This window comes from Bacillus sp. FJAT-52991 (genome assembly GCF_037201805.1).
Lineage (GTDB): Bacteria > Bacillota > Bacilli > Bacillales > Domibacillaceae > Bacillus_CE > Bacillus_CE kandeliae.
Genome location: NZ_CP147404.1, coordinates 2,246,199 through 2,273,195, shown reverse-complemented (window position 1 = coordinate 2,273,195; position 26,997 = coordinate 2,246,199). Strand labels below are relative to the sequence as shown.

The 26,997-nt window shown below is 37.0% G+C and carries 30 protein-coding genes and 1 pseudogene; 20 read left to right on the top strand and 11 right to left on the bottom strand.

Translation table 11 applies throughout. The features are described 5' to 3' along the window. Positions 1-18 precede the first annotated feature (18 nt). Positions 19-375, top strand: coding sequence for a GNAT family N-acetyltransferase (locus tag WDJ61_RS11715; protein WP_338749916.1), 357 nt, complete (start codon positions 19-21; stop codon positions 373-375). A gap of 14 nt (positions 376-389) precedes the next feature. Here the strand turns inward: WDJ61_RS11715 and WDJ61_RS11710 are convergent, their stop codons facing one another. Further along, entirely contained in the window at positions 390-932 is a 543-nt protein-coding gene (locus tag WDJ61_RS11710) for a DUF309 domain-containing protein (RefSeq protein ID WP_338749914.1), read from the bottom strand. Between the two features lie 152 nt (positions 933-1,084). Here WDJ61_RS11710 and WDJ61_RS11705 point away from each other — a divergent pair, with 152 nt between their 5' ends. The 12 genes from WDJ61_RS11705 to WDJ61_RS11650 all read left to right on the top strand — a co-directional run bounded on the left by WDJ61_RS11705 (position 1,085) and on the right by WDJ61_RS11650 (position 12,380). Continuing rightward, entirely contained in the window at positions 1,085-1,822 is a 738-nt protein-coding gene (locus tag WDJ61_RS11705) for a segregation/condensation protein A (RefSeq protein WP_338749912.1), read from the top strand. Beyond that, positions 1,822-2,409, top strand: coding sequence for an SMC-Scp complex subunit ScpB (gene scpB / locus WDJ61_RS11700; RefSeq protein ID WP_338749910.1), 588 nt, complete (start codon positions 1,822-1,824; stop codon positions 2,407-2,409). Before WDJ61_RS11705 ends, scpB begins: the two co-directional genes overlap by 1 nt. Positions 2,410-2,502: 93 nt before the next feature. Further along, positions 2,503-3,600: a D-alanyl-D-alanine carboxypeptidase family protein gene (locus WDJ61_RS11695; protein WP_338749909.1), complete on the top strand. Its 1,098-nt coding sequence runs from the start codon at positions 2,503-2,505 to the stop codon at positions 3,598-3,600. Positions 3,601-3,630: 30 nt separating this feature from the next. Continuing rightward, complete coding sequence (locus tag WDJ61_RS11690; protein WP_338749906.1) at positions 3,631-4,224, top strand: nucleoside recognition domain-containing protein; 594 nt, start codon at positions 3,631-3,633, stop codon at positions 4,222-4,224. Further along, the gene (locus WDJ61_RS11685) at positions 4,225-4,755 is read left to right on the top strand and encodes a spore maturation protein (protein WP_338749904.1); all 531 of its coding nucleotides are present in this window, start codon (positions 4,225-4,227) and stop codon (positions 4,753-4,755) included. It abuts the gene before it with no gap. A gap of 219 nt (positions 4,756-4,974) precedes the next feature. After that, positions 4,975-5,706 (top strand): pseudouridine synthase, encoded by a 732-nt coding sequence (locus WDJ61_RS11680; RefSeq protein WP_338749902.1) that lies wholly within the window; start codon positions 4,975-4,977, stop codon positions 5,704-5,706. Between the two features lie 136 nt (positions 5,707-5,842). Further along, the gene (gene resA / locus WDJ61_RS11675; protein ID WP_338749900.1) at positions 5,843-6,376 is read left to right on the top strand and encodes a thiol-disulfide oxidoreductase ResA; all 534 of its coding nucleotides are present in this window, start codon (positions 5,843-5,845) and stop codon (positions 6,374-6,376) included. Positions 6,377-6,393: 17 nt separating this feature from the next. Continuing rightward, entirely contained in the window at positions 6,394-8,010 is a 1,617-nt protein-coding gene (locus WDJ61_RS11670) for a cytochrome c biogenesis protein ResB (RefSeq protein ID WP_338749898.1), read from the top strand. Between the two features lie 18 nt (positions 8,011-8,028). Beyond that, complete coding sequence (gene ccsB, locus WDJ61_RS11665; RefSeq protein WP_338749896.1) at positions 8,029-9,222, top strand: c-type cytochrome biogenesis protein CcsB; 1,194 nt, start codon at positions 8,029-8,031, stop codon at positions 9,220-9,222. Between the two features lie 82 nt (positions 9,223-9,304). Further along, positions 9,305-10,075, top strand: coding sequence for a response regulator transcription factor (locus WDJ61_RS11660; RefSeq protein WP_338749894.1), 771 nt, complete (start codon positions 9,305-9,307; stop codon positions 10,073-10,075). Continuing rightward, entirely contained in the window at positions 10,072-11,847 is a 1,776-nt protein-coding gene (locus WDJ61_RS11655) for an ATP-binding protein (protein ID WP_338749892.1), read from the top strand. The genes WDJ61_RS11660 and WDJ61_RS11655 overlap by 4 nt, the downstream gene beginning before the upstream one ends. Before the next feature lie 353 nt (positions 11,848-12,200). Next, positions 12,201-12,380, top strand: coding sequence for a hypothetical protein (locus WDJ61_RS11650; protein WP_338749890.1), 180 nt, complete (start codon positions 12,201-12,203; stop codon positions 12,378-12,380). Positions 12,381-12,511: 131 nt separating this feature from the next. Here the strand turns inward: WDJ61_RS11650 and WDJ61_RS11645 are convergent, their stop codons facing one another. The 6 genes from WDJ61_RS11645 to WDJ61_RS11620 form a co-directional block, all read right to left on the bottom strand. Further along, positions 12,512-13,027, bottom strand: coding sequence for a TerB family tellurite resistance protein (locus WDJ61_RS11645; RefSeq protein WP_338749888.1), 516 nt, complete (start codon positions 13,025-13,027; stop codon positions 12,512-12,514). Between the two features lie 541 nt (positions 13,028-13,568). Then, positions 13,569-14,795 carry a site-specific integrase gene (locus WDJ61_RS11640; RefSeq protein ID WP_338749886.1) on the bottom strand — a complete coding sequence of 409 codons (1,227 nt, stop codon included), beginning with the start codon at positions 14,793-14,795 and terminating at the stop codon, positions 13,569-13,571. Between the two features lie 62 nt (positions 14,796-14,857). Then, positions 14,858-15,370 (bottom strand): ImmA/IrrE family metallo-endopeptidase, encoded by a 513-nt coding sequence (locus WDJ61_RS11635; protein ID WP_338749884.1) that lies wholly within the window; start codon positions 15,368-15,370, stop codon positions 14,858-14,860. A gap of 96 nt (positions 15,371-15,466) precedes the next feature. Further along, positions 15,467-16,225, bottom strand: a complete 759-nt coding sequence (locus WDJ61_RS11630) for a thermonuclease family protein (RefSeq protein ID WP_338749882.1) — start codon at positions 16,223-16,225, stop codon at positions 15,467-15,469. 39 nt (positions 16,226-16,264) lie between these two features. Next, positions 16,265-16,927 (bottom strand): PH domain-containing protein, encoded by a 663-nt coding sequence (locus WDJ61_RS11625; RefSeq protein ID WP_338749880.1) that lies wholly within the window; start codon positions 16,925-16,927, stop codon positions 16,265-16,267. Between the two features lie 16 nt (positions 16,928-16,943). Continuing rightward, positions 16,944-17,993: a YHYH domain-containing protein gene (locus WDJ61_RS11620; protein WP_338749878.1), complete on the bottom strand. Its 1,050-nt coding sequence runs from the start codon at positions 17,991-17,993 to the stop codon at positions 16,944-16,946. Positions 17,994-18,263: 270 nt separating this feature from the next. Here WDJ61_RS11620 and WDJ61_RS11615 point away from each other — a divergent pair. From WDJ61_RS11615 to WDJ61_RS11605, 3 genes and pseudogenes are all read left to right on the top strand, one after another. Next, positions 18,264-18,665 (top strand): annotated as a pseudogene (locus tag WDJ61_RS11615) (DUF3427 domain-containing protein); the annotation flags it as partial. Between the two features lie 279 nt (positions 18,666-18,944). Continuing rightward, positions 18,945-19,295, top strand: a complete 351-nt coding sequence (locus WDJ61_RS11610) for a DUF3883 domain-containing protein (RefSeq protein WP_338754778.1) — start codon at positions 18,945-18,947, stop codon at positions 19,293-19,295. Positions 19,296-19,641: 346 nt separating this feature from the next. Beyond that, positions 19,642-20,514, top strand: coding sequence for a GIY-YIG nuclease family protein (locus WDJ61_RS11605; protein ID WP_338749876.1), 873 nt, complete (start codon positions 19,642-19,644; stop codon positions 20,512-20,514). 312 nt (positions 20,515-20,826) lie between these two features. Here WDJ61_RS11605 and WDJ61_RS11600 read toward each other — a convergent pair whose 3' ends face one another. Further along, the gene (locus tag WDJ61_RS11600) at positions 20,827-21,429 is read right to left on the bottom strand and encodes a hypothetical protein (RefSeq protein WP_338749874.1); all 603 of its coding nucleotides are present in this window, start codon (positions 21,427-21,429) and stop codon (positions 20,827-20,829) included. Positions 21,430-21,807: 378 nt separating this feature from the next. Between WDJ61_RS11600 and WDJ61_RS11595 the strand changes: the two genes are divergently transcribed. Both WDJ61_RS11595 and WDJ61_RS11590 read left to right on the top strand, forming a co-directional pair. Continuing rightward, positions 21,808-23,349 (top strand): AAA family ATPase, encoded by a 1,542-nt coding sequence (locus WDJ61_RS11595; RefSeq protein WP_338749872.1) that lies wholly within the window; start codon positions 21,808-21,810, stop codon positions 23,347-23,349. Further along, positions 23,346-24,188 (top strand): hypothetical protein, encoded by an 843-nt coding sequence (locus tag WDJ61_RS11590; RefSeq protein WP_338749870.1) that lies wholly within the window; start codon positions 23,346-23,348, stop codon positions 24,186-24,188. The genes WDJ61_RS11595 and WDJ61_RS11590 overlap by 4 nt, the downstream gene beginning before the upstream one ends. A 227-nt stretch (positions 24,189-24,415) precedes the next feature. Here WDJ61_RS11590 and WDJ61_RS11585 read toward each other — a convergent pair whose 3' ends face one another. After that, positions 24,416-25,201 carry a hypothetical protein gene (locus tag WDJ61_RS11585; RefSeq protein ID WP_338749868.1) on the bottom strand — a complete coding sequence of 262 codons (786 nt, stop codon included), beginning with the start codon at positions 25,199-25,201 and terminating at the stop codon, positions 24,416-24,418. Positions 25,202-25,227: 26 nt separating this feature from the next. On the opposite strand from WDJ61_RS11585, the gene WDJ61_RS11580 reads away from it, so the two are divergent. Next, entirely contained in the window at positions 25,228-25,680 is a 453-nt protein-coding gene (locus WDJ61_RS11580) for a hypothetical protein (protein WP_338749866.1), read from the top strand. A 95-nt stretch (positions 25,681-25,775) separates the two neighbouring features. Here the strand turns inward: WDJ61_RS11580 and WDJ61_RS11575 are convergent, their stop codons facing one another. Beyond that, complete coding sequence (locus WDJ61_RS11575; protein WP_338749864.1) at positions 25,776-26,129, bottom strand: helix-turn-helix transcriptional regulator; 354 nt, start codon at positions 26,127-26,129, stop codon at positions 25,776-25,778. A 168-nt stretch (positions 26,130-26,297) separates the two neighbouring features. Between WDJ61_RS11575 and WDJ61_RS11570 the strand changes: the two genes are divergently transcribed. Continuing rightward, a complete protein-coding gene (locus WDJ61_RS11570; RefSeq protein WP_338749862.1) occupies positions 26,298-26,546 on the top strand; it encodes a helix-turn-helix transcriptional regulator in 249 nt (82 codons plus the stop codon). 229 nt (positions 26,547-26,775) lie between these two features. Here WDJ61_RS11570 and WDJ61_RS11565 read toward each other — a convergent pair whose 3' ends face one another. Beyond that, positions 26,776-26,955, bottom strand: a complete 180-nt coding sequence (locus tag WDJ61_RS11565) for a hypothetical protein (RefSeq protein ID WP_338749860.1) — start codon at positions 26,953-26,955, stop codon at positions 26,776-26,778. Positions 26,956-26,997 lie beyond the last annotated feature (42 nt).

Below are 26,997 nucleotides of genomic sequence, written 5' to 3'. Positions count from 1 at the left end.
ATTGAAGAGGGATTCCACATGTTAATTCGTTATAAAAAGTCTTTTGAAAAAATTGCTATGGGTTTGCTGTCGTTTATGCCTGAAGAAAAGGAAATAAAAAAATTGCAGCAAACAATGAAGTCATATGAAGAAAAGGATCATTGGCAACTTTATTTATGGAAAGACGAAGAAATTATTGGGGTCATAGGAATAAAGGAAAAAGAAGATACAGTAAAAGTCCAACATATTTCCGTTAATCCTTCTTATCGCATGGAAGGGATCGGCAAAAAAATGGTGAAAGAGTTAAAAGAAATGCATACGAATAAGAAGATTGTTCCTAACTCATCCACCTCTAATTTTTTTCATAAGTGTGAAGAAGAAGACCCGACTGAATAAGTGCGGGTCTCTTTTCAATGAATGGTGTTTTGGGCGATTTTTCTAGCTCGCTGTCTTTCTTGCAACGATCGTTCGCGAGCAGCAATCACATCTGAACGATCTCTTAAAGAATGTTTATTATATAAATAATCAGCTGACTCCTTTAAAAGCGGAGAAAAGCATGATTGCTTTACAAGTTGGTATTGCTTCTTAAGTTCTGGATGATTTAAAGGAATAGAGAAAGGAGTAAACGGCTGCTCTTGTTTTAACTCTTGAAGACGAAGAGAGAAAGTCTCTAAAAAAGCGTCGCTGTCAATACCTAGTTCGTTGAGCTCGTTTTGTCGTTTTGTTAACGTGTTAAGAGCTTTTATTGCTAATTTGAGAGCTCCCCTAATGTTGCCGCGGCGATGATGATAAAGCACAACGGCTGTTTGAATGAGTCCAACCCAAACGGAATCGCGCGCCTGATCCGTTTTTTCTTTCCAATATTCCTCTAACACTTCGTGGCATTCAAAGTAATCTTGATGGTCATGAAAATGAACGAGAAAGGTTAAATAAGCCAACGGATATGAATACATGAACAGCCTCCTACACAAAGTACATTAAACACATCTTAACATGTTGAAAACTCTTGATCAAATTCCAAAAATAGTAGTGGACAGTATCGTTGAATCCTCTATACTAAAGGTTGAGCTTTTTTGAGTGAACTGAAAAGAATTGGTGATAAAATATGCAATATAAAGTAAAAGTTGATGCTTTTGAAGGACCATTGGATTTGTTACTACATTTAATTCAGCGGTTAGAGATCGACATATATGATATTCCGATGGCTGAGATCACTGAGCAGTATTTATTATTCATTCATGCGATGAAGGAATTAGAACTTGATGTCGCCAGTGAATATTTAGTGATGGCTGCTACGTTATTAGCTATTAAAAGCAAAACCTTGCTTCCTTCGCATGAAGAAGAGGAAGAAGTAGATTGGTCAGAAGAAGATCCGCGAGAAGAGTTAGTGGAACGACTGGTTGAGTATAAAAAGTATAAAGAAGCAGCCGAGCGTTTGAAAGAGAAAGAAGAAGAGCGAGGGCAGTTTTTTACAAAAGCACCGAGTGATTTAACAGCTCTTGAAGGTGATCATCCATCATCAGAGAATTTACATGTTACTGTATATGATATGCTGGGTGCTTTTCATAAGCTTCTTCGTCGCAAGAAATTACAGCGCCCAATTACGAAAAAAGTAAAAAGACAAGAGATATCATTAGAAAAACGAATGGGTCAAATTTTGTCCACATTAGTTACTTGCAAACAGCCGACTCGTTTTGTTGATCTTTTTCCATATGACGATAAGGGAAATATGGTTGTTAGCTTTCTAGCTGTACTAGAATTAATGAAACGAAATGAGATTGTGGTTGAGCAGCAGGACAATTTTTCTGACCTATTTGTTATGGCAAAAGGAGGAATCAGTTAATGGGTATTATTAATTGGGCGAGCATCACGGAAAGCCTACTTTTCGCTGCTGGTGATGAAGGCTTGTCGTTAAAACAAATTCGTCAAGTGCTTGAAGTGGAAGAACATGAAGCAAAAGATATTATCAATGAATTAAAGGGGCGCTACGAACAGGATCAAGATCGCGGTATCCTATTAATTGAACTCGCGGGAACTTATCAGTTAGCGACTAAAAAAGAACACGCTCCCTATATTAAAAAGCTTGTGGAGAACAGTCATTCACAAACTCTTTCTCAAGCAGCCCTTGAAACGTTAGCGATTATCGCATACAAGCAGACCATTACAAGAGCGGAGATTGAGGAAATTCGTGGAGTGAAGACGGATCGAGCGATTCAAAGTTTAACAGCTAAAGGGTTAATTAAAGAGTATGGACGAGCAGAAGGACCAGGAAGACCGATTTTATATGGCACAACAAAAGAATTTTTGGATTGCTTCGGATTAAAGGATATTTCGGAGCTTCCGCCATTGTCAGAAATCGAAGAAAATGAACAAGCAGAAGCGGATTTATTTTTTGAGCGATTTGAACAAGTGTTACATCATGAGGAGTAAAGAAAAGCGGCCGCGGCCGCTTTTTTTTATCGGTCATGTTAGGCGCTTATTTTGCATATAGTTGTACAAATAAGCGAGGGAGAAGATCAGCGGATGAATAAAAAAGTGACAGTTGTCATCCTGGCTTTCCTACTGTTCTTGCTGTCAATGAACTCAACAGCACAAGCAAGCACGAGTGCTGTTAGTGCAATAGTAATGGAGCAGCAAAGTGGCCGAGTACTATACGCCAAAGATCCACATGAGGTGATGCGGATTGCTAGTATTACGAAAATTATGACAGCGATTATTGCGATTGAATCAGACAAGCTACAGGAAAAAGTAAAGGTGAGCAAGAACGCTGTGCTAACAGAAGGATCGTCTCTTTATTTAAAAAAGGGCGAAAAGATTTTGTTAAAAGATTTAGTGTACGGCTTAATGCTGCGCTCTGGGAATGATGCGGCTGTCGCCATTGCTGAACATGTAGGAGGAAGCAAAGAGGGATTTGTATTTTTAATGAATGAAAAGGCAAAAGAAATTGGTATGAAAAATACGCACTTTGCTAATCCGCATGGACTTGATGATAGTGAGAAGCATCGCTCCACCGCCTATGATATGGCACTGCTGACAAGATATGCGATGAAAAACGCCACGTATCGAGAAATAGCTGGAACGAAAAAATACCGCTCCGAAGATCCGAGTGGCGAGTGGGATCGAATTTGGCATAATAAGAATCGTTTATTAACAGAAAAATACGAATATTGTACAGGGGGAAAAACAGGTTATACGAAAAAAGCCCATCGAACGCTAGTGACAACTGCCGCTAAAGGGGATATGGATTTAATTGCGGTTACATTAGATGCATCGGATGACTGGAATGATCACATATATATGTATGAATCTAGTTTTGAGAAATACGATCCTAAGGTCATTTTTCATAAAAAAGCAATTAATATCAATAATTCTTTTTATGATGGTCATATCTACTTAAAAAGAGATGTGCTATTCCCTCTTACAAAAAAAGAGGAAGAACAACTCTCCATTCACTACAAGCTACTGAACCCTAAAAAAAGCTGGAAGCGTGGGAAGGTACCTGAAGTGGTTGGACAAGCAGAAGCGTACATTAACAAAGAGAAAGTATTTACACTGCCTATTTATTATAAACAGGAGAAAAAAAAGCAGAAGAAATTTCTATGGGATAAGTGGAAGGAATGATGATCATGATAAACAATGGTGAAATGAGCCATGGTTAATTATATTTGGGTAGGGATGACTCTTATTGGACTGATCTTTGCAGCGGTCAACGGCAAAATGCATGAGGTGAATAAAGCTGTATTTGAAGCCTCAGGAGAAGCTGTGACGATTTGTATCGGTTTAATTAGTGTTCTTGTTTTTTGGCTGGGCTTAATGAAAATAGCCGAGAAAGCCGGTATGCTGCAACAATTTGCTCGTTTGTTTCAGCCGATTGCGAAACGATTATTCCCAGATATCCCGACCGATCATCCCGCCATGGGATACATCTTGTCGAATATGACCGCTAATATGTTTGGCCTTGGAAATGCGGCCACTCCTTTTGGCATTAAAGCGATGGAGGAGTTAAAGCGATTAAATGGAGGGAAAAGCGAAGCCAGTCGCTCCATGATTACCTTTCTAGCTATTAATACATCAAGCATCACACTTATTCCAACAACTGTTTTGGCCATTCGCTTTTCCTATCACTCGGCTTCACCAGCAGAAATTGTGGCACCTACCCTGTTCGCAACGGCCTGTTCGGCGGTCTTTGCTATTGTGATCGACCGATATTTTCACTCACGTCGCAAACGAAAGGGAGGGGGATAAATGGCCGGGCTCTCTGCCATTTCCATGTGGATTATTCCTGTTATGATTGGCTTGATTTTATTTTACGGTACACTGAAAAAAGTTCCCACATACGAAACCTTTGTAGAAGGTGGAAAAGAAGGTATCCAAATTGCGGTTTCGATTATCCCTTATTTAGTAGGCATGATGGTGTCAATTGCTATTTTCCGAGCCTCAGGTGCTCTTGAAAGTGTAGTAGAATGGATGCGGCCGGTCTTGGTATGGATCGGTCTTGCACCAGAAGTCTTTCCGCTCGCGTTAATTCGTCCGATTTCAGGAACGGCCGCTTTAGGAATGGTCAGTGATTTAATTGCTACCCATGGTCCGGATTCGTATATTGGTCGCTTAGCTTCGGTGATGCAAGGAAGTACGGATACGACTTTTTATGTATTAACAATTTATTTTGGGGCGGTCGGCATAAAGCAAATGGGGGATGCGTTAAAAGTCGGCTTACTTGCTGACTTGGCAGGGTTTGCGGCAGCGGTTTTTGTCGTTTCATGGATATTTTCTTAACAACTGTTCCGTTGCGGAGCAGTTTTTTTATTTGTTAAATCATGATGTTGACCTTGATTATTTTTGCACGAATGAGTCAAAAATCAACGCTACACTTGAACATAGCCAATGAGTAAACAATGGATGATCAGCTTATGAATAACGTCTGTGACTTTTCTTATTTCAAGCGATGTGTAATAATGCATAATGACACATATTGAATAATTTAGAGGTGATGTAATGGAGCGGCTACAAAAAGTGATCGCACAGGCTGGATTTGCGTCAAGGCGTAAAGCAGAGCAACTAATAATAGAAGGAAAAGTAACAGTTAATGGGAAAGTGGTAAAAGAGCTAGGAACGAAAGTATCAGCTTCTGACAAAGTAGAAGTAAGCGGTGTTCCAGTTGAAGGACAAGAGAAGGTGTATTTCTTATTTTATAAACCACGTGGAGTCATTTCAGCGGTTTCTGATGATAAAAATCGCAAAGTGGTAACGGATTATTTTCCGTTTGTAGAACAAAGAATTTTTCCGGTTGGACGGTTAGACTATGACACATCAGGATTGTTGCTTTTAACGAATGATGGCGAGTTTGCGAACCTGTTAACGCATCCGCGTTATGAAATTGATAAAACATATGTGGCTCGACTTAACGGTATTCCGCAGCGCTATATGTTAAAACAATTAGCTTCTGGCATTAAGCTAGAGGATGGGAAAACGGCTCCAGCGAAGGTAAAGGAGATTTCTGTCGATAAAAAGAAACAAAGGGCAACGATTGAAATTACGATTCATGAAGGACGAAATCGTCAAGTGCGTCGCATGTTTGAAGCGATCGGCTTTGAAGTTCAAAAGCTAAAGCGCGAAAGATATGCATTTTTAACATTAAAAGGGTTGAATGCAGGGGAGCTTCGCGAGTTAACGGCTCATGAAGTGAAGCAGCTGCGTACCTTAGCAGAAACAGGGATGTTACGCTGACAAGAAATTGTCACATATCCTTCAAAACCATTTTTTTAGGAAAAACACGGAAATGGTATAATGAGATAAGTGCGATCTTTAAGTGTTAGATATTAAACAGATAATAATTGTATGTTACATCGGGAGGGACAACTTCTTGGACAAAAGAAAACAAAGGCTTATTATGCGTTCCGTCATTTTAGCCATTTTAGCCGTTGCAGTCGGTTACACGATCTATACGAGTTTGACGGAAGAGACTCGTGGCACTTTGCAAGTAGGGGATCAGGCACCTGATTTTGTGTTAACAGATATTTCAGGAGAGAAGCACCAGCTGTCTGATTATAAAGGAAAAGGCGTTTTTCTTAATTTTTGGGGATCATGGTGTGCCCCATGTAAAGAAGAAATGCCCCATATGGAAACGGTATCAAAAGAATTTAAGGATCAAGGGGTAGAAGTTCTGGCTGTAAATGTCGGTGACTCCGAATTACAAACGAAGAATTTTGCTAAGCAGTATGGCTTAACTTTTCCCATTGCGATCGACACAACGAAAGAAGTAGAAAAGGCGTATGGGGTGAGTAGACTTCCAGCTACTTATTTGATTAATGCAGAAGGGGAAATCGAAGAAATCGTTGTTGGTGGACTCGTAGAAGAAGAACAGGTGAGAGCTTTGTTTGAAAAAGTGAAACCATAATTTTAAGGAGTTTTGAAATGGAGAAGGTTAAATGTGAATGTGGCCATGTCAATCCTCACGGAACGATTCTTTGTGAATCATGTGGCAGGGCGCTAACGGAAGAGGCGAAACAAGAGAAGCTACACGATATGCGCTATGAAGGTAGCGCCCGTCGGTCACAAACGTATAAAAAAACAATCGTTGACAAAGTGTGGAATTTCTTTTCTTCAGTAAAAGTAGGGGTTTGGCTAATCGTTTTAACGCTTGTTGCATCATCCATTGGAACTATTTTTCCGCAAAAATTATTTATTCCTCAAAACATACCGCCAGAACAATATTATGAAGAGGTTTATGGCTTTGCGGGAAAATTATATTATATGTTTGGCTTTTATGATTTATATAATTCCGCTTGGTTTAACACTTTAATTGCAGCTATTGGTGTGTCTCTCGTGATTTGTAGTCTTGACCGTGTGATCCCGCTTTATCGCGCGTTGAAGAATCAACGAGTAGCTCGCCATGTCTCATTTATGAATAAACAACGCTTGTTCGCGAAGCAAGAAGTGAAGCTGACTGAAGAAGAGTGGAATGAGGTTAAAACGAACTTATCAAGTAAGCGCTATAAAATTCGAGAAGAAGATGGCAGCTTATTAGCTGAAAAAAATCGATTTTCTCGTTGGGGTCCTTACGTCAATCACGTCGGTCTTATTATTTTTCTATTCGGTGCACTGCTTCGTTCGATGGAAGGCATGTATGTAGATGAAACTTTGTTTATTCGTGAAGGGGACACTATGGAAATCCCAGGAACGAATGGGGAATATTACTTAAAAAACGAAAAATTTATCATCGAAAACTATGATAAAGAAAAAGACCCTGAAGTGTTTGATGACGCGCTCGATCAAACAGATGGTGTAGTTAAGACGTATCAAACAAATGCGGTTCTTTATCGAGATGAAAATCAAGGGCTACCTGGTGCAGAACCAAAGTTAACGAAGGTGGAATCAGAAGAAATCCGTGTAAATGAACCGTTTAAATTTGATCATTATGCTCTTTATCAAGATAGTTTCAGTAAAGATGAATTGAAATCGATGGAGTTTGGCTTAACGAATAAAGCGACACAAGAGGAAGTCGGAAAGGTCAAAATCGATCTGTTAGACCCTAAAGATGTGTATGATCTCGGAAATGGATATAAAGTAGAAGTGATTGGATACTTCCCGGATTATGATGGATTTTCTGAATCAGGAGAACCAATTACAAAATCTCCTAATCCAAACAACCCTGCCTTTTTCTTTAAAATGATCTCTCCAGAGAATCCAGAAGGGGAAATTAGCTTCGTTGCCATTCGTCAAACGCTCGAGCCCGTTGGGGAAACTGAGTATAAAATGGAATTCAAAGGAATTGAGACTCGTAATATTTCTGTGTTGACTGTACGTAAAGATTTAACTTTATGGATCTTAGCTGTTGGTGGAGCGATCTTTATGATTGGAGTAGTCCAAGGAGCTTATTGGAATCATCGTCGTTTATGGATTCGCCAAATAGATAACGAAGTATACGTTGCAGCTCACACAAATAAAAACTGGCATGGGCTCAAACGAGAAATTGACGCGGCGATCGGATCAACCCAAATACCGATGCTAGAGGATCAACAACAGTCATAATAGGGAGGGAAAACGAAGATGTCTGACTTAGTTCAATGGAGCGGGAATCTACTTTATGCTTCATTTATATTATACTTAGTGGCGACATTTCTATTCGGAGGAGCTGTTCGTCAAAAGAAAGATGGTCAAAAACAAGAAGAAAATCGCTGGGGCAAGTTAGGGTTTGCGGTGACAGTGATCGGATTTATTGCTCAGCTAGGCTACTTTATCACGCGTTGGATTGCTTCAGGTCATGCACCTGTCAGCAACTTGTTTGAATTTGTTACATTCTTTGCGATGATGTTAGTTGGAGCATTTATTATCATTTATTTAATCTATCGTTTACCGGTGCTAGGGTTGTTTGCCTTGCCGATTGCGACGATTGTCATTGCGTATGCGAGCATGTTTCCAAAAGAAATTAGCCCTCTTATTCCAGCGCTTCAAAGTGACTGGTTACATATTCACGTAACAACGGTTGCCGCAGCGGAAGGGATTTTGGCGATTAGCTTTGTTGCAGGATTAATTTATTTAGTTAAAAATATTGATCAATCGAAAAGAAGTAAGCAAACGATTTGGCTAGAAGTAGTGATGTACAGCCTTGTCGCAACGATTGGCTTTGTTATTGTCACAACATCATTTAATCTTGCGGGATATGAAGCGAAATTTGACTATATTAATAAAGATGGGAATCCGGCGGAGGAAACATTTTATATGCCGGCGATCATCGGTCCAAACGAAGGTCAATTAGTAACAGATGGCAAGTTTGAACCAATAATAGAGGTTCCTGGTTTTATTAATGCGAAAAAGTTAAACACTCTTGTTTGGTCACTTGTAGGTGGACTTCTTATTTACATTGTCATCCGTCTGATTACTCGCAAACGAATCGCTGCCCTCGTACAGCCTTTCGTAAAGAATGTAAATTCAGATTTAATGGACGAAGTAAGTTATCGTGCAGTCTTGATTGGTTTTCCAGTCTTTACTCTTGGGGGATTGATTTTTGCCATGATCTGGGCGCAAATTGCTTGGTCTAGATTTTGGGGATGGGACCCGAAAGAGGTATGGGCACTTATTACCTGGTTATTTTATGCAGCCTTTTTACATCTTCGTTTATCGAAAGGCTGGCATGGAGAAAAGTCAGCTTGGCTTGCGGTAATCGGTTTTGTCATTATTATGTTCAACTTAGTAGCGGTGAACTTAGTGATAGCGGGTCTTCACTCGTACGCAACGCCATAAATATCAAACCTCCGCTTATATGCGGAGGCTTTTTTCTATACTGATAGTTGATAAATTGAAAAAAGACAAGGATTAGTCAATAATGAAAGTAATAAAGAAGAAAGCTCTATTTTTATATGATTGGGAGGATGCTACGTTGGAACATGAATTAAAGATTTTAGTCGTAGATGATGAGGAGAGAATTCGCCGTTTGTTGCGAATGTATTTAGAAAGAGAAAATTATGTGATTGATGAAGCCGAAGATGGGGAAATGGCCCTTGAAATGGCTTTAAACGAAGAATATGATTGTATTTTACTGGACTTAATGATGCCCGGTAAGGATGGTATTGAAGTGTGTAGAGAACTGAGAGAGAAGAAAGCGACTCCTGTTATTATGTTAACGGCAAAGGGAGAGGAAGCGAATCGCGTCCAAGGGTTTGAAGTGGGGACGGATGATTATATTGTGAAGCCATTTAGCCCAAGAGAAGTTGTTCTTCGTGTGAAAGCATTATTAAGAAGATCTTCTCCAACGACCTACTTACAAACGGATACGAAATCAAAAGACTTAATTGTGTATCCGCATTTGACGATTGACAATGACGCACATCGAGTAACAGCTGATGGAGAAGAGGTTAACTTAACACCAAAAGAGTATGAATTGCTTTATTTTCTAGCGAAAGCGCCAGATAAAGTATTTGATCGTGAACATTTATTAAAAGAAGTTTGGCATTATGAATTTTTCGGAGATTTACGGACGGTGGATACACATGTGAAGCGTTTGCGTGAAAAGTTAAACAAAGTATCTGAGAAAGCTGCGAAAATGATTGTCACTGTTTGGGGAGTGGGCTATAAATTTGAGGTTGTGAATGAATGAAACTTTGGAGAAGTGTAGTAGGAAAGCTTTGGATGACCATTCTTTTGCTTGTATCGTTTGTTTTATTCTTTTTAACGATTTTACAACTGCAATTCTTTGAGAATTATCATGCAAAAGAAGTTGAGAAAGAATTATCAGATACAGCTGTGAAGATTTCAAAGGTGATTTCTGATCATGAAGATAAACAAACAGGTATGCAGGTGGCTTGGGATTTAGTCGATGAGCCCGTCCATCTTATTATAGCGGAAAATAAAGAGCGTTTTCATTATTCGCCAGATGATGACTTGAGCACCGTATTAGAACAGTCGAAAGTTGTCAATGATCCGGTGCTATCTCAAGTGTTTACAGAGAATAAAAAAGTACAGACAGAGCTACCCATTCAGGGGGGAAGCAACTCTAATCGACATGAAAACTCGATTGTTATTGCTGTTCCACTACATATGAATGATGATGAAAATGGAGCGGTTATCATTTACCAATCCCTTGAAGTCATAAAAGAAACATCCGAACAAACAACGAGGCTGATTTTGTTAGCAGCTGGGATTGCAATTGTCCTAACGACTATTTTTGCCTTTTTCCTTTCTACAAGAATTACAGCTCCTTTAAGGAAAATGAGAGAGGCAGCAACAGAAGTAGCAAAAGGAAAGTTTGATACAAAAGTTCCGATTTTAACATCGGATGAAATTGGGGCGCTCGCCACGTCATTTAATCAAATGGCTAAGCAATTAAATTACAATATTCATGCACTTAATCAAGAAAAAGAACAGCTTGCTAGTATTTTAAGTAGTATGGCCGATGGGGTTATTACCTTTAATCGGGATGGTACGATATTAATCACCAACCCGCCAGCCGAACGCTTTTTGCAAAGTTGGTATTATGAAATGGGAAATGATCATCAGAATGAAACAATGCCAACTTTACTAGCGGAATTGCTGAAAAAGGCCATTGAAACAGAGACCGAGCAAATTGGCGAACTGTCCTTAAAAGATCGCTCTTATGTCGTCATTGTGAGCCCGCTTTACAATGATAAGTCTGTTCGTGGAGTGGTGGCGGTTGTTCGCGATATGTCAGAAGAGCGGCGATTAGATAAGTTAAGAAAAGACTTCATTGCTAACGTCTCTCATGAATTGAGAACACCAATTGCGATGTTACAAGGCTACAGTGAAGCGATTGTAGATGATATTGCAGGGACGGAAGAGGAGAAAAAAGAGATCGCCAAAATTATTCATGAAGAATCGCTTCGAATGGGGCGTCTCGTCAATGAACTGTTAGATTTAGCCAGAATGGAAGCAGGTCATATTAATTTAGAATTAGAAGAAATAGAGCTGTCTTCGTTTATTAAAAGAGTGGCTAATAAATTTCAAGGCTTAGCGAAAGACAAGCAGATTGAATTGAAATTAAATATTCCTGATGAGGACACCTATATCGATATCGATTCAGATCGAATTGAGCAAGTGCTGACGAATTTAATTGATAATGCCATTCGCCATACACAAGAAAACGGTTTTGTTGAAGTAAAGCTGGAACGAAAAGCGGACGGCTATGAAGTTCATGTTCAAGATTCTGGTGTCGGCATTAGTGAAGAGGACTTGCCATTTGTTTTTGAACGGTTTTATAAAGGAGATAAAGCAAGAACGAGAGGTCAAGCAGGTACAGGGCTTGGACTTTCCATTGCTAAAAACATAATCACAGCACACCAAGGAAGCATTAAAGTGCAAAGTCAATTAGGAGAAGGAACGACCTTTACCTTTTATTTGCCTCGAAAAAAATAAAGTGAAACTTCAATCAATGGAAAGTAACATGGGGAGCTATTGTTTAGTAGCTTCCTCTTTTTTTAGTCATATTGAAAACGTTTTCGTGCATACAACTAGAAAGGCAGAGGATAAAGTGAAACTTCAATCAGTGGGGAGCTTCATCCCCCGCTGATAAAAGAAGAACAAAGGCTAAGAGCGCAACGTCCTGTTGCAACACCTTTGTAACCTGCATCGTGCAGGCCCGAACGGATCGGGCGTTTACGGGAAGTTGATCTCCCACCTAAATAGTTTTGCTTCTCCTACCATTTTGAGGTGGGGATCTTACAGCCCGTTAATGCGGGATAGACGCGATTGCAAGGAGGCGGATCGATATGACAGATTATTTAAAGAGGTTTTTTGTGGTGTTAGCTATGGTTCTATGTGTCAGCTTGCTTATTCTTGGTGGGGGGATGATTCACCAGGAGAAGGAGTCGAAAAAAACAAGCTCTTCTGATCAGAAGAGCTTGTATACAGCTACATACAGATTAAACATTTCACAGAATCATCTATAATGAAGTCTTTCAACTTCGGGACCACCACCTTTATGTGATTGATACTTAGTTTTTCTGCCTTTGTTATGGGTATGTTTTTGATAAAAATAGAAGCCCGATTAGTAAAGGGCTTCTATGTAAATACGAATCTATTATTTTACTGAAAGTTCAACTTGGAATCCTTCTTTGTTTTTTGGATGGTTTTGATCCAAAAATACAGCGCGATCATTTTTAAGAACGATCACTTCGAAAAATGGTTTGAATCTTTCTTCAGAAATACCGAAAGCATGTAAGAACTTTCCAAACATTTCTTGTTCTTCGCGTTCAGCTTCTCCATCAGCAAGAGATGAATCCACTAAGTTTGTAAGGATACACATTTTTTGAGCATCTGTTAAAACTGGAGCTGCTTCATTTAAGAATTGATCAATTGTATTTTTTCGAATATATTTGACTGCTTTGTCCATTAGGTCGTTGTTGTTTCCACCGATATATACTGTTCCGCCTTTACTATTACCACCTAAAACTGCGAGTAGCTGCCCTAATTCTTCGTTGTCAAATTCGCCATCTGATCCCATCATGTAAAGTAAAGAGGTGGCAAAAGCAAAGTGTGGATTCATACCATTATCATTTTTAGTGTCGTCACCTTTAAACATATCAAACAATCCCATGAGTAATACCTCCAAGTTTTTGTATATATTGAAAATGAGTGAAACTCATTAACAAACAGATTACTTTTATGAGTAGTACATACAGATAATGAAAATAGTACCACCTGTATTGGAAATAAAAAGACATGATTCATTCATATCTTGCATAGCTTCCTAGTTTGTTTCCAATGATGTGACCCATTCATTAAAATCAATATAACATAACGTAGGAGGGATGCACAGTAAACTGCCTCGTTATAGGTAGGAGCGTAGTTGCGCTCTGTATTGCTGTGACTGCCCTTTTCAAAATTAAAGCTTTATTGTCTGATATAGTTTCTAAAAATAATTTGTTTTCATATGATCTATATTTTTAAGCCAAATTAATCAGATAGAGAATACATAAAACCTTGACATAATCACGTTCCTAGAGTAATAATAAGAACAAAACTAAATCATTTCATCTTCGGGGCAGGGTGTGTTTAATCACCTTTGCCCCGTTTTTAATGTGGTCACAAACGTTGGTATATCAATGCTTTTAAGTGTTGTGAATTAAAGGGAATCCTTAATTGGGTCCCGATTGGGTACCAAATGATGTTTTTGATAAGTTTTCTGGAGAAAAACGATCGAATTTATCAGCGGCACTTTCGGCTGCTCTTTTGCTAACGTGCCCGTAAATATCGTTGGTTACACGAGAGGAAGAGTGTCGGGCCCGTTCTTGTATGATCCTCATGTTTACACCTTCTTCAATGAGAAGGGTAACCATCGTATGCCGAAGATCGTGCAGTCGAATATTAAATCCATGCTGCTTTCTAATTTTACGCCATTTTTGCGATATAGTCTGTGGATGGTACCTTTTTCCGGTTCCACTGTGAAATAAATATTGTTTCTCTTTTTCTTCCCACTTATCGCCAATCATTATTTTTTGTTTTTTCCATTCATGAACATATTTTTTTAGTTCGTTCATATACCATGTTGGCATAATCAACTCGTCAGTACGCCCCGTCTTTGTCTCCTTAAGTAGCGTTTCGCCCCTTATTGTAACTACACTTTTATTAATTGAAAGAGCATTGCGTTCCCAGACGATATCCGAGAGCTCTAAAGGAACAACTTCGCCCCGTCTTAATCCGCCAATTAATGCAGTAAGAAAGATCATTTTCCACACCGGATCAAGATTCTCATTTAACCAAATAATGAGCTGAGAGGCTTGTTCCTGATCGAGAAACGCCATTTCTGTTTTCGCTAACTTTGGACGTTTGACTCCCTCCATTGGATTATCTTTAATTACTCTCCACTCTTTCGCAGTTCCAAAAATACTTCGCAATACTTTATCGATTTCGTAGATGGTGTTTGGAGAAAGCCCACCTGGTTTGCCGTCTTTTCTGGCTCCATCCTTTGATAAAAAATCATAAAAAGTAACAATATGCATAGGGTTAACATGATCGATTCTCTGATTTTTGAAATAGGGATTTATATGGTTCTTCAAAAGGATTAATCTTTCTTCTAATGTTTTAATGCCTAAAGTTTTCTTTCCTTTCTTTTCTTCCCATTCATGAGCAAAATCAATAAATAAGGTCTTTTCAGGTGCTATATACTCACCAGATTCAACTTCAGCTTTAAATTTATATAATTCTGCTTGCAGAAAATCATTTAGCTTTTTCTTTTTTCTTAGGAGAGAGTCATCTTCAATTTTTACCGTTTTTGCTCTACGAATTCTTTTTCCATCTGCACCATATCCTAATTCTACTTTAAGTCGAAAAGAACGTTCTCCACGTTGTTCGATACTCGCCATCTTATTCACTCCTTTTATTACTATCTTTTCGTGCGAGTGTGTATCATTCAACCTATGTATAGCTACAATCCGTTTTGCTGAGCTTCGTTCATTTGACGATAAAAATACAAACTTTCGCGCTGCCTTAACCAACGTTCTAACCGTTCTAAAGCAAATTCAGTGTCTACGTTGAATGTATGAGCAATAACAGCAATCACTTCTTTTTTGCGCCAAGGAAATGAAATTTTTTCTAACATAAAACTTGGCACACAAAAGTGATACATAAAGTTATTTGCTTGCCACTCCTGCATTTCAATAAAAGGGGGAGGGAGAGTTAGTTGGCTACCACAGTGCCGTAACAAATGGCCCAACTCGTGGCCAAAATCTTGCCATTGTTTTTCAACAGTCAATCGTCGATCGATAAGGATTAATGCTTCCTGTGGAGCATAAAGTGTTTTGCTGCTACTATTTACATAGTCGATGTTTATTCCTAATCGACTAGCTATAACTTTTAGGTCTAACTGATTAGGTTCATTAATGTGAATAGATTGATACAAAGAAAAAATATAGTCTTCTAGTAATGTAGAATAGGCCATTGGCTTCACCTCAAGAAACGTTTTAGGAACGTATGTTCTGTTTAATAATATAATAAAACCCTTTCCCAGGAAAGGGGAAGGGTTTAAATTAATAGATTATCTTTCACAAGCCCAGCCGTCTTTGTCTCTATCCATTTTTGGGTCGTAGGAAGGGTGCCCTTTTGGTACTCCATCTGGATAAACTTTTCTTAGTTCTGTGCAGTTTTTAAACTTCTTTGGTTTTGGCTGTGGTTTCGGCTTTGGAGGAGTTGGCTTTGGCTTTGGAGCTGGTTTCGGTTTTGGCGCTGGCTTTGGAGCACAGCCACCATTGGTTGCGTTTTTGTTTGACCAAATGCCGACTTTTTTCTTTTTAGCAGTAGCTTCAGCTGCCTTTAGTTCATCCAAATATTGAGTGTTTGGTGGGTAAACAGCAATGCGAGCTAGTCCTTTTTCTAACAATGTTTTATTAAACATTTTGTCATTCAGATATACATAGGCAAGAATACGGCCATATTTGTCACGAGTTTGAGCGCCTAGCTCTAATTTGACGTTTTTGTTTAATAGGCTATCTTTAGTAAATTTTGATGCTTCAGGTCCATACAGTTGAACGCATTTTTTTGGATCTTTTGTTTCAGGCGTATCGACGAGAATCATTCTAACTGTTTCTGTTCTGCCCTTGAAGTTTACTTTGATTGTATCCCCATCGATTACTTCAGTTACTTTTGATGTCACTGCATTTTTAGGTGCTGCCGCTTCAGCTACGATATTTTCATTTGCAATGCTACTAGCGAATGGAGTAAATGAGCTACCAATCAATGAAACTGATAAAATGGTTGCCGCAAGCGGCTTGAAAAACTTTGACTTTTTGTTAAACATGAATTTCACTTCCTATTCTTTTGTATTTTATTTTTAAGGTTATGAGGATGAAAGGTTGAGAATTAGATTAGCAACACGTTGCATTTGATCTTTATCAAATATTTCATCAAACTCAAGTCGACGTTTACCGTATTGAATGTAAAGTCCTTTTTCCATTAGTCCATCTTTAAACCACTTTACGTCATATATTGTCTGATATCTAAACTTATCAATCATCGTCATATTTTTTGCTACAAACCATACACGTTTGTTTGTCACAAATAAATAGCCGGGGTATTCCTTTGTTTTAGTCTTGTCATATTCACATTCGAGAAATGTAATTCCTTGCTCATTCGCCTCAAAAACCCGATCTTTTACCGATTTAAAAAATGTTGGATTCTTGCTGACGGCACGATATTCATAATCAGTATATGTATGGATTTCTTCAGCTACAAAGTTTGAAAGGAGAGCGAGGGTTGCTTGATGTTCCTGCTCAGCTTTCTCTTTTGCCAAGCGTTCTTTCTCTGCCCTTTTAGCTTCCTGGATTTTCTTCCTTTCTTCTGATTGTGCTTGAGCTTCTTTCTTTTTCTCTAGTTTAAGAGCTTCTTTTTGAGTGCGAAACTCCGTTACCTTTTGTTTTACAGCAACAGGATCTTGTCCCTTTGTGAGTAGTTTGATAAAGACATCTTCAACTTTATAACAAATTGAACGATAAATCCCCATAATTTACTTCCTTTCCTTAGCCGATTGATTTTTTAGCTACATAAAAGCGTCGAGCAAACCAAGCAAGTCCAATGAACCCTAGCCCAGCAGCAGCTTGAGCACTTTCTTTTTCGTGTTGTTCGAGCCCTTTATCATAATAGTGCTTAAAAACAACTTCAGCGTGCTCATACTTTTCAGGAAGTGCGTATTCTTCTCCACTGTTCCCAAGTTCAAAAGCAGCTTCTTGAATCTTTAGAACCTCTTTATTCGACTCGAATCCTTCTTTATACCACGCAATGTATTTTTCATCATCAATGTTTGGAGCTTGATATTTGAGAGTGGTAAAAGCTGCGTTATATCCTTGCTGGACATATTTATTTTTAAATTCTGCTAAACCTTTTTTAAAACCATCTTCATATGCTTGGTGATAACTTTCTTTCATATTATCCAAGGTTTGTCGCATGTCTTGTAGTCCATCCTCGTAGCCCATATCAGTGTACTTTGCGATAGCTACTTCATCGCGGTCTTTCACGGCTTTATTAAAGGCAGCGGTGAACGCATCTTTTAAAGCAGCGTTCTCTATGTATTTATCTGGAACAGAAAGTGTATCTGTTTTCTGACCAAGTGCAGATCCTTCTTTTTGTGCAGTTATTTTCTCAGCTTTGAGCTTTTCCTCACCTTCTGTATAGCCTTTCTCATATTCGGTTTTATAACCTTCATTGTATGAGTCAGTTCCAGATCCTTGAGCGCTCTTGGAAGCGGCTGCATATCCATCTGCATAACCAGAATCATAACCTTCTTTTTCTCCATTAGCACGGTCTGTAGCTTCTTTTTGTGCTGCAATTTCAGCTGGGGATGGCTCATTAGATGGGGAAGAGGAGGAACCTCCACCATTACTTGAACTATCATTACTGCTTCCACCGCCTCCGTTGTGATAGTGGTATTCCCCGTCTGCAAGGCCCCACTTCGCACAATTTGTGCGGCAGTAATGCCCTCCATTACCGTCAGTATTTCCAGGATGCGCTAAAGATGATGTAGCAATACTAAAAGTCAAAATAGGCATTAATATAGCAACTTTCTTTTTCATGTTCTCAACTCCTAATCTTACTAGTGATTTTAAGTATGTAGATTTTTCTATTTAATAAATAATATATAATGGGATAATAGGACTAATAACGGGTACAACAAACAAATACCCCGCTATGTAAAAAATAAAGCAACTTCCTAATATTATCCTACACAGCCTTTTAAAACTCTATATTATCTCTTCGTCAAATAACGACATAAAAATCGAAGATAATTTGTTATACTAAGTATATAGGCCTATTTAGGCAAGGGAGAGCAAAGAAAGAGGTTTCAGGAGGTAAGTCAAGTGGTTAGAGGTCTTAGACTATACGAAACATACCATAGAAAAGATGTACATGATTTGTTTGATCCGGACAGTAACTTTATCCCCCGCACTGGCACATGGGGGATTCAGGGAATTATAAAAATTTCTAATAGAGAGAAAGACTATGTTTTCTTTATAACCTTGGGACAAAAACAAGGAGATCATACTTTTGAAGAAGAAATCACTGAGGATGGAATTCTGACATGGCAGTCACAGCTTCGTCAAACTTTAAAAAGTTCTCAAATTTTAGATTTTATTAATCACAATCACTTAACACAAAATATTTATATTTTTCTACGTACTGAAGGGATCAATCCTAAAACTAAAAAAGCTCAACCATATACTTATTTGGGCAAAGCAGCATATGTCACACATGACATAGACCGAGAGTGCCCAGTTTACTTCAAGTGGCAAATTCTAGACTGGGATGCTGAAGCGGCTGTAGCTGCTTTAAATAATTTAAAGTTGACTCCCACATTTACTGAAGAAAATACAGGATCATCCTTATCGAATCAACTGTCCTTTTCGGAGCCCCCAGAAACTAAAAGACAACGAGGGAGCGATACACGGAAATTTAAAGGGAGAAAAGTAGATTTTGCTGAAAATACATCTAGAAACAAAGAACTTGGGCTTCAAGGGGAAGAACTTGTGCTTAAATGGGAAAGGGAGGCTCTAATCGAAGCTGGCCGGCCAGATCTAGCAGAGAGAGTGAAACACACTTCTGTAATTGAAGGGGATGGAGCGGGCTACGATATTTTTTCTTTTACACCTGATGGAAAACCGAAATGCATAGAAGTAAAAACGACTACTGGTGGGGAAAACACCCCTTTTATGATGACTATTAATGAATTGGCATTTTCTCAAAAGGAGCCGGATCATTATGTTTTATATCGCTTGTATAACTTTAATCGGCACACAAATTCTGCCGATTGTTATGTGTTAAACGGTGACATTTCAGTCCAAAGAGAGCTAGTTGCTACACAGTATAAAGTTTACTAAGAAGAATTTGAAATAGAGAATCTACAGTTACCTTTAGGTTTTATAAAGGTTAATAAATTATAATTAAGTTTCATTGAAACTCCTGTTTTTCAGGATTTTTTCTTTGGTTATAGAAGTAGGTTAGTTGAATAATAAATCATTTAATTTTTATGATGTCTTAGTATCTATTCTGACAACTCTTATACTAGAGATTATTATATTGTTAGTTACGAGATTGTTTCGCTAAAGGTTATTTCTTTACATATAAGAGGAAACAAAACTGAAGATCCGTATTAAACTTGATACTTTAGTTATACAAAATCGATTGTATAATAAAAATAGAGATAGACAATTGATGGAGGTACATATGCTGACCATAAAGAAGATGTTAGGATTATACAGGTTGGATGTTACTAATAAGATTAAGATAGCAAGGCATCAGGATACAAGGGATGTTAATGTTCACGAGTTATTTTATAATAATGAATTTGAGTTATATCAATCTTATCAAGAAACAGATAAATTCAAAGGTTGTAAGTATCTCGTTTCCTGTCTAGGCATAAACAATAACCAGGCACTTTTTGTTGGGGTTTACGAGATCAAGAATACATACAATGTAGATGGTTTTCCGTCAGCTAACAAATTCCCACCTGGAAAAGATGTTTCATTCAGAGGGAAAGCTAAACTCAAAAGTAGGTATAAATATGATTTAGAAAAACTAACAGGCTTCGAAGATTTAGAAAGAAGACTGGTCATTAGCTGGAGCGGAGTGGCCCAAGGATGGTGCGTATGGTTGGATACATACCCAAATGAAGTGGTACAGCTTCTACCAAAAGGATTTGTTAAAGATTTTCCTGGTTATTATGATATAAATCTGACTTTCAAAGAACTCAAAGAAATAATCAGAGATCCCGATGTAAACAGGACATGGTATAAGTCGCTGTCTTCTGTTGGTGGGGTTTATCTCATTTTGGATACGACAGATGGGATGCAATATGTTGGGTCTGCATCCGGTAAAGAAGGGTTGTATGGACGTTGGAAAAAGTACGTGGAAAATGGGCACGGCAACAACAAAAAACTAAAAGAGGTATTGGAAAAAGAACCGGAACGAATTTATAAATTTAAATATACAATTTTACAGACACTTCCTGCTGCCTTAACCTCTACAGAAGCTATCAGAGAAGAAAATAAATATAAAGAAAAGCTGGGAACAAGAGCGTTTGGATTGAATTCAAACTAATTTTTAACACCTCGTAGACCAATGTTTTAGTTTATTATATTATACTTCAATGAAAATCAACTTAAAATTAATAAAGAAGAAAGCCCTATTCGAAAACGGATAAGGCTTTTGTTATTATGTGGTAGGTTCTTAATTTCTTTAAAAAATCTGGCTGATTTTTTAATATGGAAAGGTGCTTTAGCACAATAGAGTCTATTAAAATCATCATTAATGATAAGAGTAATTAAAGAAATACTTTATCCATTGATACCAGGTAACCAAAGCAAAAGTCCTCTAAATTCATGTTTCTTCAGTGGGATTTTTTCGTTTTATTCAATCCATCTTTGCCAAAGCCTTATCCATCTGCTCCTCATTCGCTTTAACTTCATGACTATTCACATCATCAACGCCTCTATACGTATACTTTGTATTTTGCCAAAAATCAAAAGCAAAGAGGGCCATCGGTGTATTGTCTTGTTCTTTCACATCGTAAAAGGTATCAACAACCTCAGCTTTAAAGATATTAGTTAACATATACTCGTCATTTTTTATATCTGCTAGATACTTGCCAGTTTTGTATTCATTAACAATATAATTCTCAAACTCTGTACGCTCACTGTCACTAGCATTATAATCTTGAGCATACAAGCTTACTTCATCAAATTTTTCAGTTTCGCTTTTATTGGAAGCAGCAACTTGCTGGATCTTTTCTTTCCAGCTTCCTTTTTCATCTTTACTTTGTTCAGCAGTATCTGGTTTAACTGCTTCTTTTACCGTATCTTGTGGTGAATCAGTTGAAGTTTCAGTAGTAGTTATTTGTTCTTCGGTTTTCTCGTATTCATTAGTACCCCAAAAGGCAGTACAACCACCAATAATGAGTGATAACAAAATGATTAGGCCCAAACAGCCCAGACAACCTTTAAGTGCATTGTTCACTGTTTTGATACTCTCCTTTGTTTATTTTATTCATGTTACACAAATAGTACGGTAAATATAGAAAGACACGCCACTGCGTGTAAAAGAATCATTTTCTTCCATTATCCTACAAACTAGTTGAAAATTCTATATCTACCATTCGACGAATAACGACAATAGTCCTCGTTGAGCCTTGGTATAATAAGTATATTATCCTGGTAACCCTGAAAAATGTTCATAGGAAGGAAAATCAGTAGTTAGAAGATTTAGTCAAGAGAGCTTCTTGTTTGTGTTGACATTCCATAGTTGTAATAAATTTATTAGAACATATAAATTGATCGTTCTAGTTAAATAATATATTGAAGGATATTAATAATTTTCAAGACCGAGGGTGAAAGTGTGAATATTAAATTTATAGTTCTTGAATCTGATGAAACGCCATATACTACTGCTGAAGAACCAACTGTATTCCTAGTAAAAGATAATTGGAACGACTGGTGGGAGTATAAGACTCTCTTTGGAGTATATTATTCATATGAAAAATCAGTGGAGTGGATTGGAACAACAAAAATAGGTCAAAAAGGATTAAAGTGGTCAGAAGGTAGGAGTATAAGACCTGACATTCCAAGTGTTTTTGGGGATACGCTAGATAATAATTTTTTCTCAGTTGGTCAAGATGTAACTTATTATAGCAAACTTAATGAGTTAGGAGCAGATATAAGATTTCAAATATTAAGGGGCTTAAATGATATAGCATTTGATGAAGAATTATATGAAGAGGTAAAGGGTGAATATATTACACATAGGTCTTTATTACGTTCTGTTTCTACTACATCTGTTAAAGGACAATACCGTCGATTAGCAAATGGAAATGCAGAATTAACAGATTATTTTTTCTCTTTTATTTTACCTGATACTGAATCTGCTACATCGTTTGAGGTTGAAGTAAAATCTAGATCTATTCCCCCTTCTAATTTACATATTATAATTGGAAGAAACGGTGTAGGTAAAACAAATTTATTAAAAAATATTATAAATTATTTAAGAACAGGGTCTAACGAATATGGAGAAATCATATCAGAATTAGCACAAGGTTCTAATGAGGATTTATTTGCAAATTTGGTTTCTATATCTTTCAGTTCTTTTGATTCTGGAAATGATATTCTTGACATTCGAAAAGGCGATAAAATTAAATATTATAATATAGGTCTATTAAAAAAAGAATTTACAAAAGATCATACTACAAATGAAAAAAAGGTAATGCATGTACCAAAAAACTTAAGGGATCTTCAAAAAGAATTTAAAGATGCATTAATACTTCTGAGTAATAGCGCAAAAACAAAGCGGTGGCGACAAGCAATACGAACATTAGAAAGCGATCCAATATTTAATGGTTTAGGAATTGAGTATCTGATTCTACCCCAGTATCATGATAGGATTGATATTATCTTTGAAAAGTTAAGTTCGGGTCATAAGATTGTTCTTCTTACTATTACAAAATTAGTTGAAACTGTAGAAGAGAGGAGCCTTGTTATATTAGATGAGCCTGAAATACATTTACATCCCCCGCTACTTTCGGCTTTTACAAGAGCACTTTCTGATTTGTTGATATATAGAAATGCAGTTGCTCTCATTGCAACTCATTCACCAGTTTTAGTTCAAGAAGTTCCTAGGAATTGCACTTGGGTAATGAATCGTACTGATAATTTAGTTTCTTTTTACAGACCTGATATCGAAACCTTTGGAGAAAATATTAGTACTTTAACTCGGGAAGTATTTGGACTTGAGGTAACATCTTCTGGGTTTCATCAATATCTAAAAAATTTGGTGGACATATATGATGATTATGAAGAAATATTAAATATATTTAATGAGCAGTTAGGACTTGAAGGACGAACTATTTTGCGTTCTTTACTATTGAGAAAAGGTGATAACTTTTGATTCTACTAGACAAACCTTCAATTGACCTTAGAGAGATACTAAAAGACTGTACAAGCAATGTTAGAAATATTTCCTTAAAAACACGAGTGTATGAAGAAATGGAGAACTTCACATTTAGGATTCAAGAGTATGACAGTAAAGCTAAACTGGGAGAGTTAACAACTATTCCTGTTCATGAGACAGTAAGTGACAAAATATCAAAAGAAGAAATGACTTGGTTATACGAAAGGAAATTTGTTCCAAAAGGAGAGCCGGGAAGAAAATATTATAATGAAATTTTGCATAGCACTAGGAAGTGTCCTATTTGTGGCTTTAGACCGCCTAAGACATTAGATCATTATTTACCGAAAGCAAAGTATCCTATATATGCTGTAACGCCATTAAATTTATTGCCTTGTTGTAGAGATTGTAATTCAATAAAAGGTGATATTGCACCAGTTTTAGGAAAAGAAACGCTTCATCCATATTATGATGATGTTAATGATCAGAAATGGATGTTTGCTAAACTAGGTGCTTATAATGAATATGGTTTTAGTTTTTTTGTGAGGAAGCCTGAGGGATGGACAAATGAAAAATATTCAAAAGTTGAACATCATTTTGGTTTATTTGAACTTTCGGATTTATATAGCGTGTTAGCTAGTGAGGAGTTAAGTAGTCAGGCTTATACTCTAAAAAACTTGTATAATATTGGGGGAGGAGAAGCGGTAAGGATTCAACTTATAGAATATCAAAAAAGTGCTGAAGCATACTCTTTAAATCATTGGAAGTCCGCAATGTATGAAGCTCTTGTACATAGTGAGTGGTTTTGTAATGATGGTATACAACATTATACTGTTTGATGAATCCAAAACTTTTGTTTCTCAAATGTGTGAAGCTTTGAAGTAAAGTTTATTCAATTAAACTTTACTTCAAAGCTGATTAACAAGAGTAGACAGGCAAAATAAAAACACGCCGTAGCGTGTTATTTATTCTTATTCCTCTTCTTAATGATCTCCCGCAGTTCCTTTAGTTGAATACGATTATATCAACTGATGTTAATTTTTAAAGAATATATTTCATTAATAAATTATGAACCTGCTAAAGTACCAACAATATTACTGGCGATGGAAGTAAAAGCATCAACCGTTGGAAGGTGCGTGAGGACTTTTTGAACCCTTGTTAAGCTTGGTTGCTCTTTAACAAGTTCTTCTTCAAGCATTTCAACAGTTTCAAGAGCATCTTGTTTTTCTTCTGGATTAAGCTCAGTCGATTGATCAATAACAATACGTAATTGTTCAACATACTCAGCAAGAGTTGGATTATTTATGCTAACATTCTGAGTAAAATGGCTTGAGTTATTAGCAACGTTTGTAGGTCCGTTATAAGTATTATATTGATTCCAGGCCTGATTGCTTTGAGGTTTAATCATTTCAATTTCATCCTCTAATTCTCTAGTAATATAGCGGATTAAAAGATTCGTTAAATTATTATTTACTTTCCGTAATTGCTCGTTGAAGTTTTTTGTATACATAGTATTAAACCCGAAATCTAGAAAAGTATTTTGAGCATCTTCACTCCAAAGCATATCGTAAACGACTTTTAATGCATCAACTTTTTTTGTGGGAAGGGTAGCATCTCCACTACCAGCCATAGAGTATTGTTGATTTACTGCATTATCAAACCAAGTTTGAGTGTCAAATTCACTTTCTAAAATTGGCGTCAAGATAGTTTGAATGATTTTCGTTTCTTCGCAAAATGATTTAAAGAAGTTTAATGCTGTATCAAATGTATTAGTATCTGCTCTTAGTAAATCTCCGGCTAAATCTCTAAATTCACGTGAAATTTTGGTAAGTTCTTGATATGATTTATTCATAATGAAAACTCCTTTGAGGTGATTTTATGGAAATTTCAGTTGCAATTCGGCTTGATAATAATGGTCTATTGAGAAAAGAATGCCCTTTCTGTGAGAGAGAGTTTAAGATTTTTTACGACCAGCTGGCTGAGGAGACAAGAGATAAATTTTACTGCCCCCATTGTGGATTACCAGCACCTTTCAATACACAATACACCAAAGATCAAGTTCAATTTATTATGGATTTAACAAAAAATCATGTAATTGATGAATTAAATAAATCTTTTGGAAAGATGAAAAAAAGATCCAGTAATTCTACCTTGAAAATAAATTATAAACCAATGAAAAAAACTGATCCAAGAACGCAAATAGAGCTTAATGATATGGAAGAAATCATCACAAGCTGTTGTAAGGAAACAATTTTTCTTGAGAGTCCTGCAACTTGGAAGGCTATCTATTGTCACAAGTGCGGAGATATTAATTTTCCAGAAAAATTATAATTAGTTATATTGACTGCATCATTTGTTCATTAATACAAATTAAGAAAATTATAACAGTGGATAAATAAAAATAAATAGCACGCTACGGCGTGTATTTATTTTTTATTCCTCTTCTTAATGATCTCCCAGATCTCCCGTAACTCCTCTAATTGCTCCTCTGGAGACTCCTTCATTTCTTTAAAGAACAAATTCAATTCAGGATTAGCAAAGAATTCGAGCATTTCTTTTTCGTCGTCGGTTTGAGTAGTAGGATTGTCTGATCTACCTAATAAATAATCGGTAGTAACATCGAAATAATCTGCAATTTTTTGAAGCGTTTCATTATCTGGTTCACTTTGAGCACTTTCATATTTACCGTATCCTTGTCTTGTGATACCAAGCAGATCCGCCATATTTTGTTGTGTTAACTTTTTAGATAATCTCAGTGACTTCAATCGCTTAGGAAACATAAGGCGTCTCCTTTCTAAATATCTTTTATAGTAGTATTATACAGCAACAATAAGTTGCGTTTAAAGTTATGCAATTAAAAGTTGCTAAAGTGGTTGACAGCAACTAAAAGTTGCGTATAATAATAATTAATAAATGCAACCTTTAGTTGCTAAAAAGGTGGTATGAATATGACTAAAGAAGAATTAACCAAAATCCTTATTGAGGCTAGACGTCGTAAAGATTTGTCTCATGAACGTGTTGCTTCTTTGACTTATGGGAAAATCACTCGTCAATATTACGGGATGATTGAAAATGGTGATAGACGCCCTTCGGTTGAAGTTGCCAAATGTATCGCCAAAATACTTGATATCCCGTGGACTCTTTTTTTTGAAGTTAATAGCAACCAAAAGTTGCTTAAAGAAAAAGAAGCCATCTAGGAGGTGATCACGTTGAATCAGAAACGAAAGCAAACTAGTGAAGACACGGTGAGCTTAAGGCACGAGAAAAGGGAATTGCTTATTAAACTCGTGAAGCATACCCAGTCAGTAATCGACTCAGAGAGTTCGGATAATCGGCAAATTATCGAACTCATCCAAGCCATTACGGAATTCATAAAGCTAGATTTAGAGATAACTAAATACACTAATGAGTTGGAATTAATAAGATTTAGTCATCGGAATAATCTCTAATGTTTGGCACACGAGCATCTCTTTCCTCTAACAGATTAAGAAAATCATTATAAGTAGCAAATACTTCTTTGATTACAGCGTCTCTATCTTGACTTTCTAAATCCATTCTTTTAACAGCGGCAACTGTTAATTGAGCAGCTATATTTTTAAAGTCCATATTTTCCACCTCCCTTCCTATGAAAATATTACCACAGGAAGG

Bases quoted from the DNA above. Each gene is read 5' to 3' on its own strand.
- WDJ61_RS11640 (WP_338749886.1), bottom strand. From the start codon at position 14,795: ATGGCGAGTATCGAACAACGTGGAGAACGTTCTTTTCGACTTAAAGTA.
- WDJ61_RS11635 (WP_338749884.1), bottom strand. From the start codon at position 15,370: ATGGCCTATTCTACATTACTAGAAGACTATATTTTTTCTTTGTATCAA.
- WDJ61_RS11685 (WP_338749904.1), top strand. From the start codon at position 4,225: ATGGCCGGGCTCTCTGCCATTTCCATGTGGATTATTCCTGTTATGATT.
- WDJ61_RS11680 (WP_338749902.1), top strand. From the start codon at position 4,975: ATGGAGCGGCTACAAAAAGTGATCGCACAGGCTGGATTTGCGTCAAGG.
- WDJ61_RS11650 (WP_338749890.1), top strand. From the start codon at position 12,201: ATGACAGATTATTTAAAGAGGTTTTTTGTGGTGTTAGCTATGGTTCTA.
- WDJ61_RS11660 (WP_338749894.1), top strand. From the start codon at position 9,305: ATGAAAGTAATAAAGAAGAAAGCTCTATTTTTATATGATTGGGAGGAT.
- WDJ61_RS11565 (WP_338749860.1), bottom strand. From the start codon at position 26,955: ATGGACTTTAAAAATATAGCTGCTCAATTAACAGTTGCCGCTGTTAAA.
- WDJ61_RS11695 (WP_338749909.1), top strand. From the start codon at position 2,503: ATGAATAAAAAAGTGACAGTTGTCATCCTGGCTTTCCTACTGTTCTTG.
- WDJ61_RS11690 (WP_338749906.1), top strand. From the start codon at position 3,631: ATGGTTAATTATATTTGGGTAGGGATGACTCTTATTGGACTGATCTTT.
- ccsB (WP_338749896.1), top strand. From the start codon at position 8,029: ATGTCTGACTTAGTTCAATGGAGCGGGAATCTACTTTATGCTTCATTT.
- WDJ61_RS11705 (WP_338749912.1), top strand. From the start codon at position 1,085: ATGCAATATAAAGTAAAAGTTGATGCTTTTGAAGGACCATTGGATTTG.
- WDJ61_RS11710 (WP_338749914.1), bottom strand. From the start codon at position 932: ATGTATTCATATCCGTTGGCTTATTTAACCTTTCTCGTTCATTTTCAT.
- WDJ61_RS11620 (WP_338749878.1), bottom strand. From the start codon at position 17,993: ATGAAAAAGAAAGTTGCTATATTAATGCCTATTTTGACTTTTAGTATT.
- WDJ61_RS11625 (WP_338749880.1), bottom strand. From the start codon at position 16,927: ATGGGGATTTATCGTTCAATTTGTTATAAAGTTGAAGATGTCTTTATC.
- WDJ61_RS11670 (WP_338749898.1), top strand. From the start codon at position 6,394: ATGGAGAAGGTTAAATGTGAATGTGGCCATGTCAATCCTCACGGAACG.
- WDJ61_RS11570 (WP_338749862.1), top strand. From the start codon at position 26,298: ATGACTAAAGAAGAATTAACCAAAATCCTTATTGAGGCTAGACGTCGT.
- WDJ61_RS11655 (WP_338749892.1), top strand. From the start codon at position 10,072: ATGAAACTTTGGAGAAGTGTAGTAGGAAAGCTTTGGATGACCATTCTT.
- WDJ61_RS11605 (WP_338749876.1), top strand. From the start codon at position 19,642: ATGCTGACCATAAAGAAGATGTTAGGATTATACAGGTTGGATGTTACT.
- WDJ61_RS11715 (WP_338749916.1), top strand. From the start codon at position 19: ATGTTAATTCGTTATAAAAAGTCTTTTGAAAAAATTGCTATGGGTTTG.
- WDJ61_RS11630 (WP_338749882.1), bottom strand. From the start codon at position 16,225: ATGTTTAACAAAAAGTCAAAGTTTTTCAAGCCGCTTGCGGCAACCATT.
- WDJ61_RS11575 (WP_338749864.1), bottom strand. From the start codon at position 26,129: ATGTTTCCTAAGCGATTGAAGTCACTGAGATTATCTAAAAAGTTAACA.
- WDJ61_RS11585 (WP_338749868.1), bottom strand. From the start codon at position 25,201: ATGAATAAATCATATCAAGAACTTACCAAAATTTCACGTGAATTTAGA.
- WDJ61_RS11580 (WP_338749866.1), top strand. From the start codon at position 25,228: ATGGAAATTTCAGTTGCAATTCGGCTTGATAATAATGGTCTATTGAGA.
- WDJ61_RS11645 (WP_338749888.1), bottom strand. From the start codon at position 13,027: ATGGGATTGTTTGATATGTTTAAAGGTGACGACACTAAAAATGATAAT.
- scpB (WP_338749910.1), top strand. From the start codon at position 1,822: ATGGGTATTATTAATTGGGCGAGCATCACGGAAAGCCTACTTTTCGCT.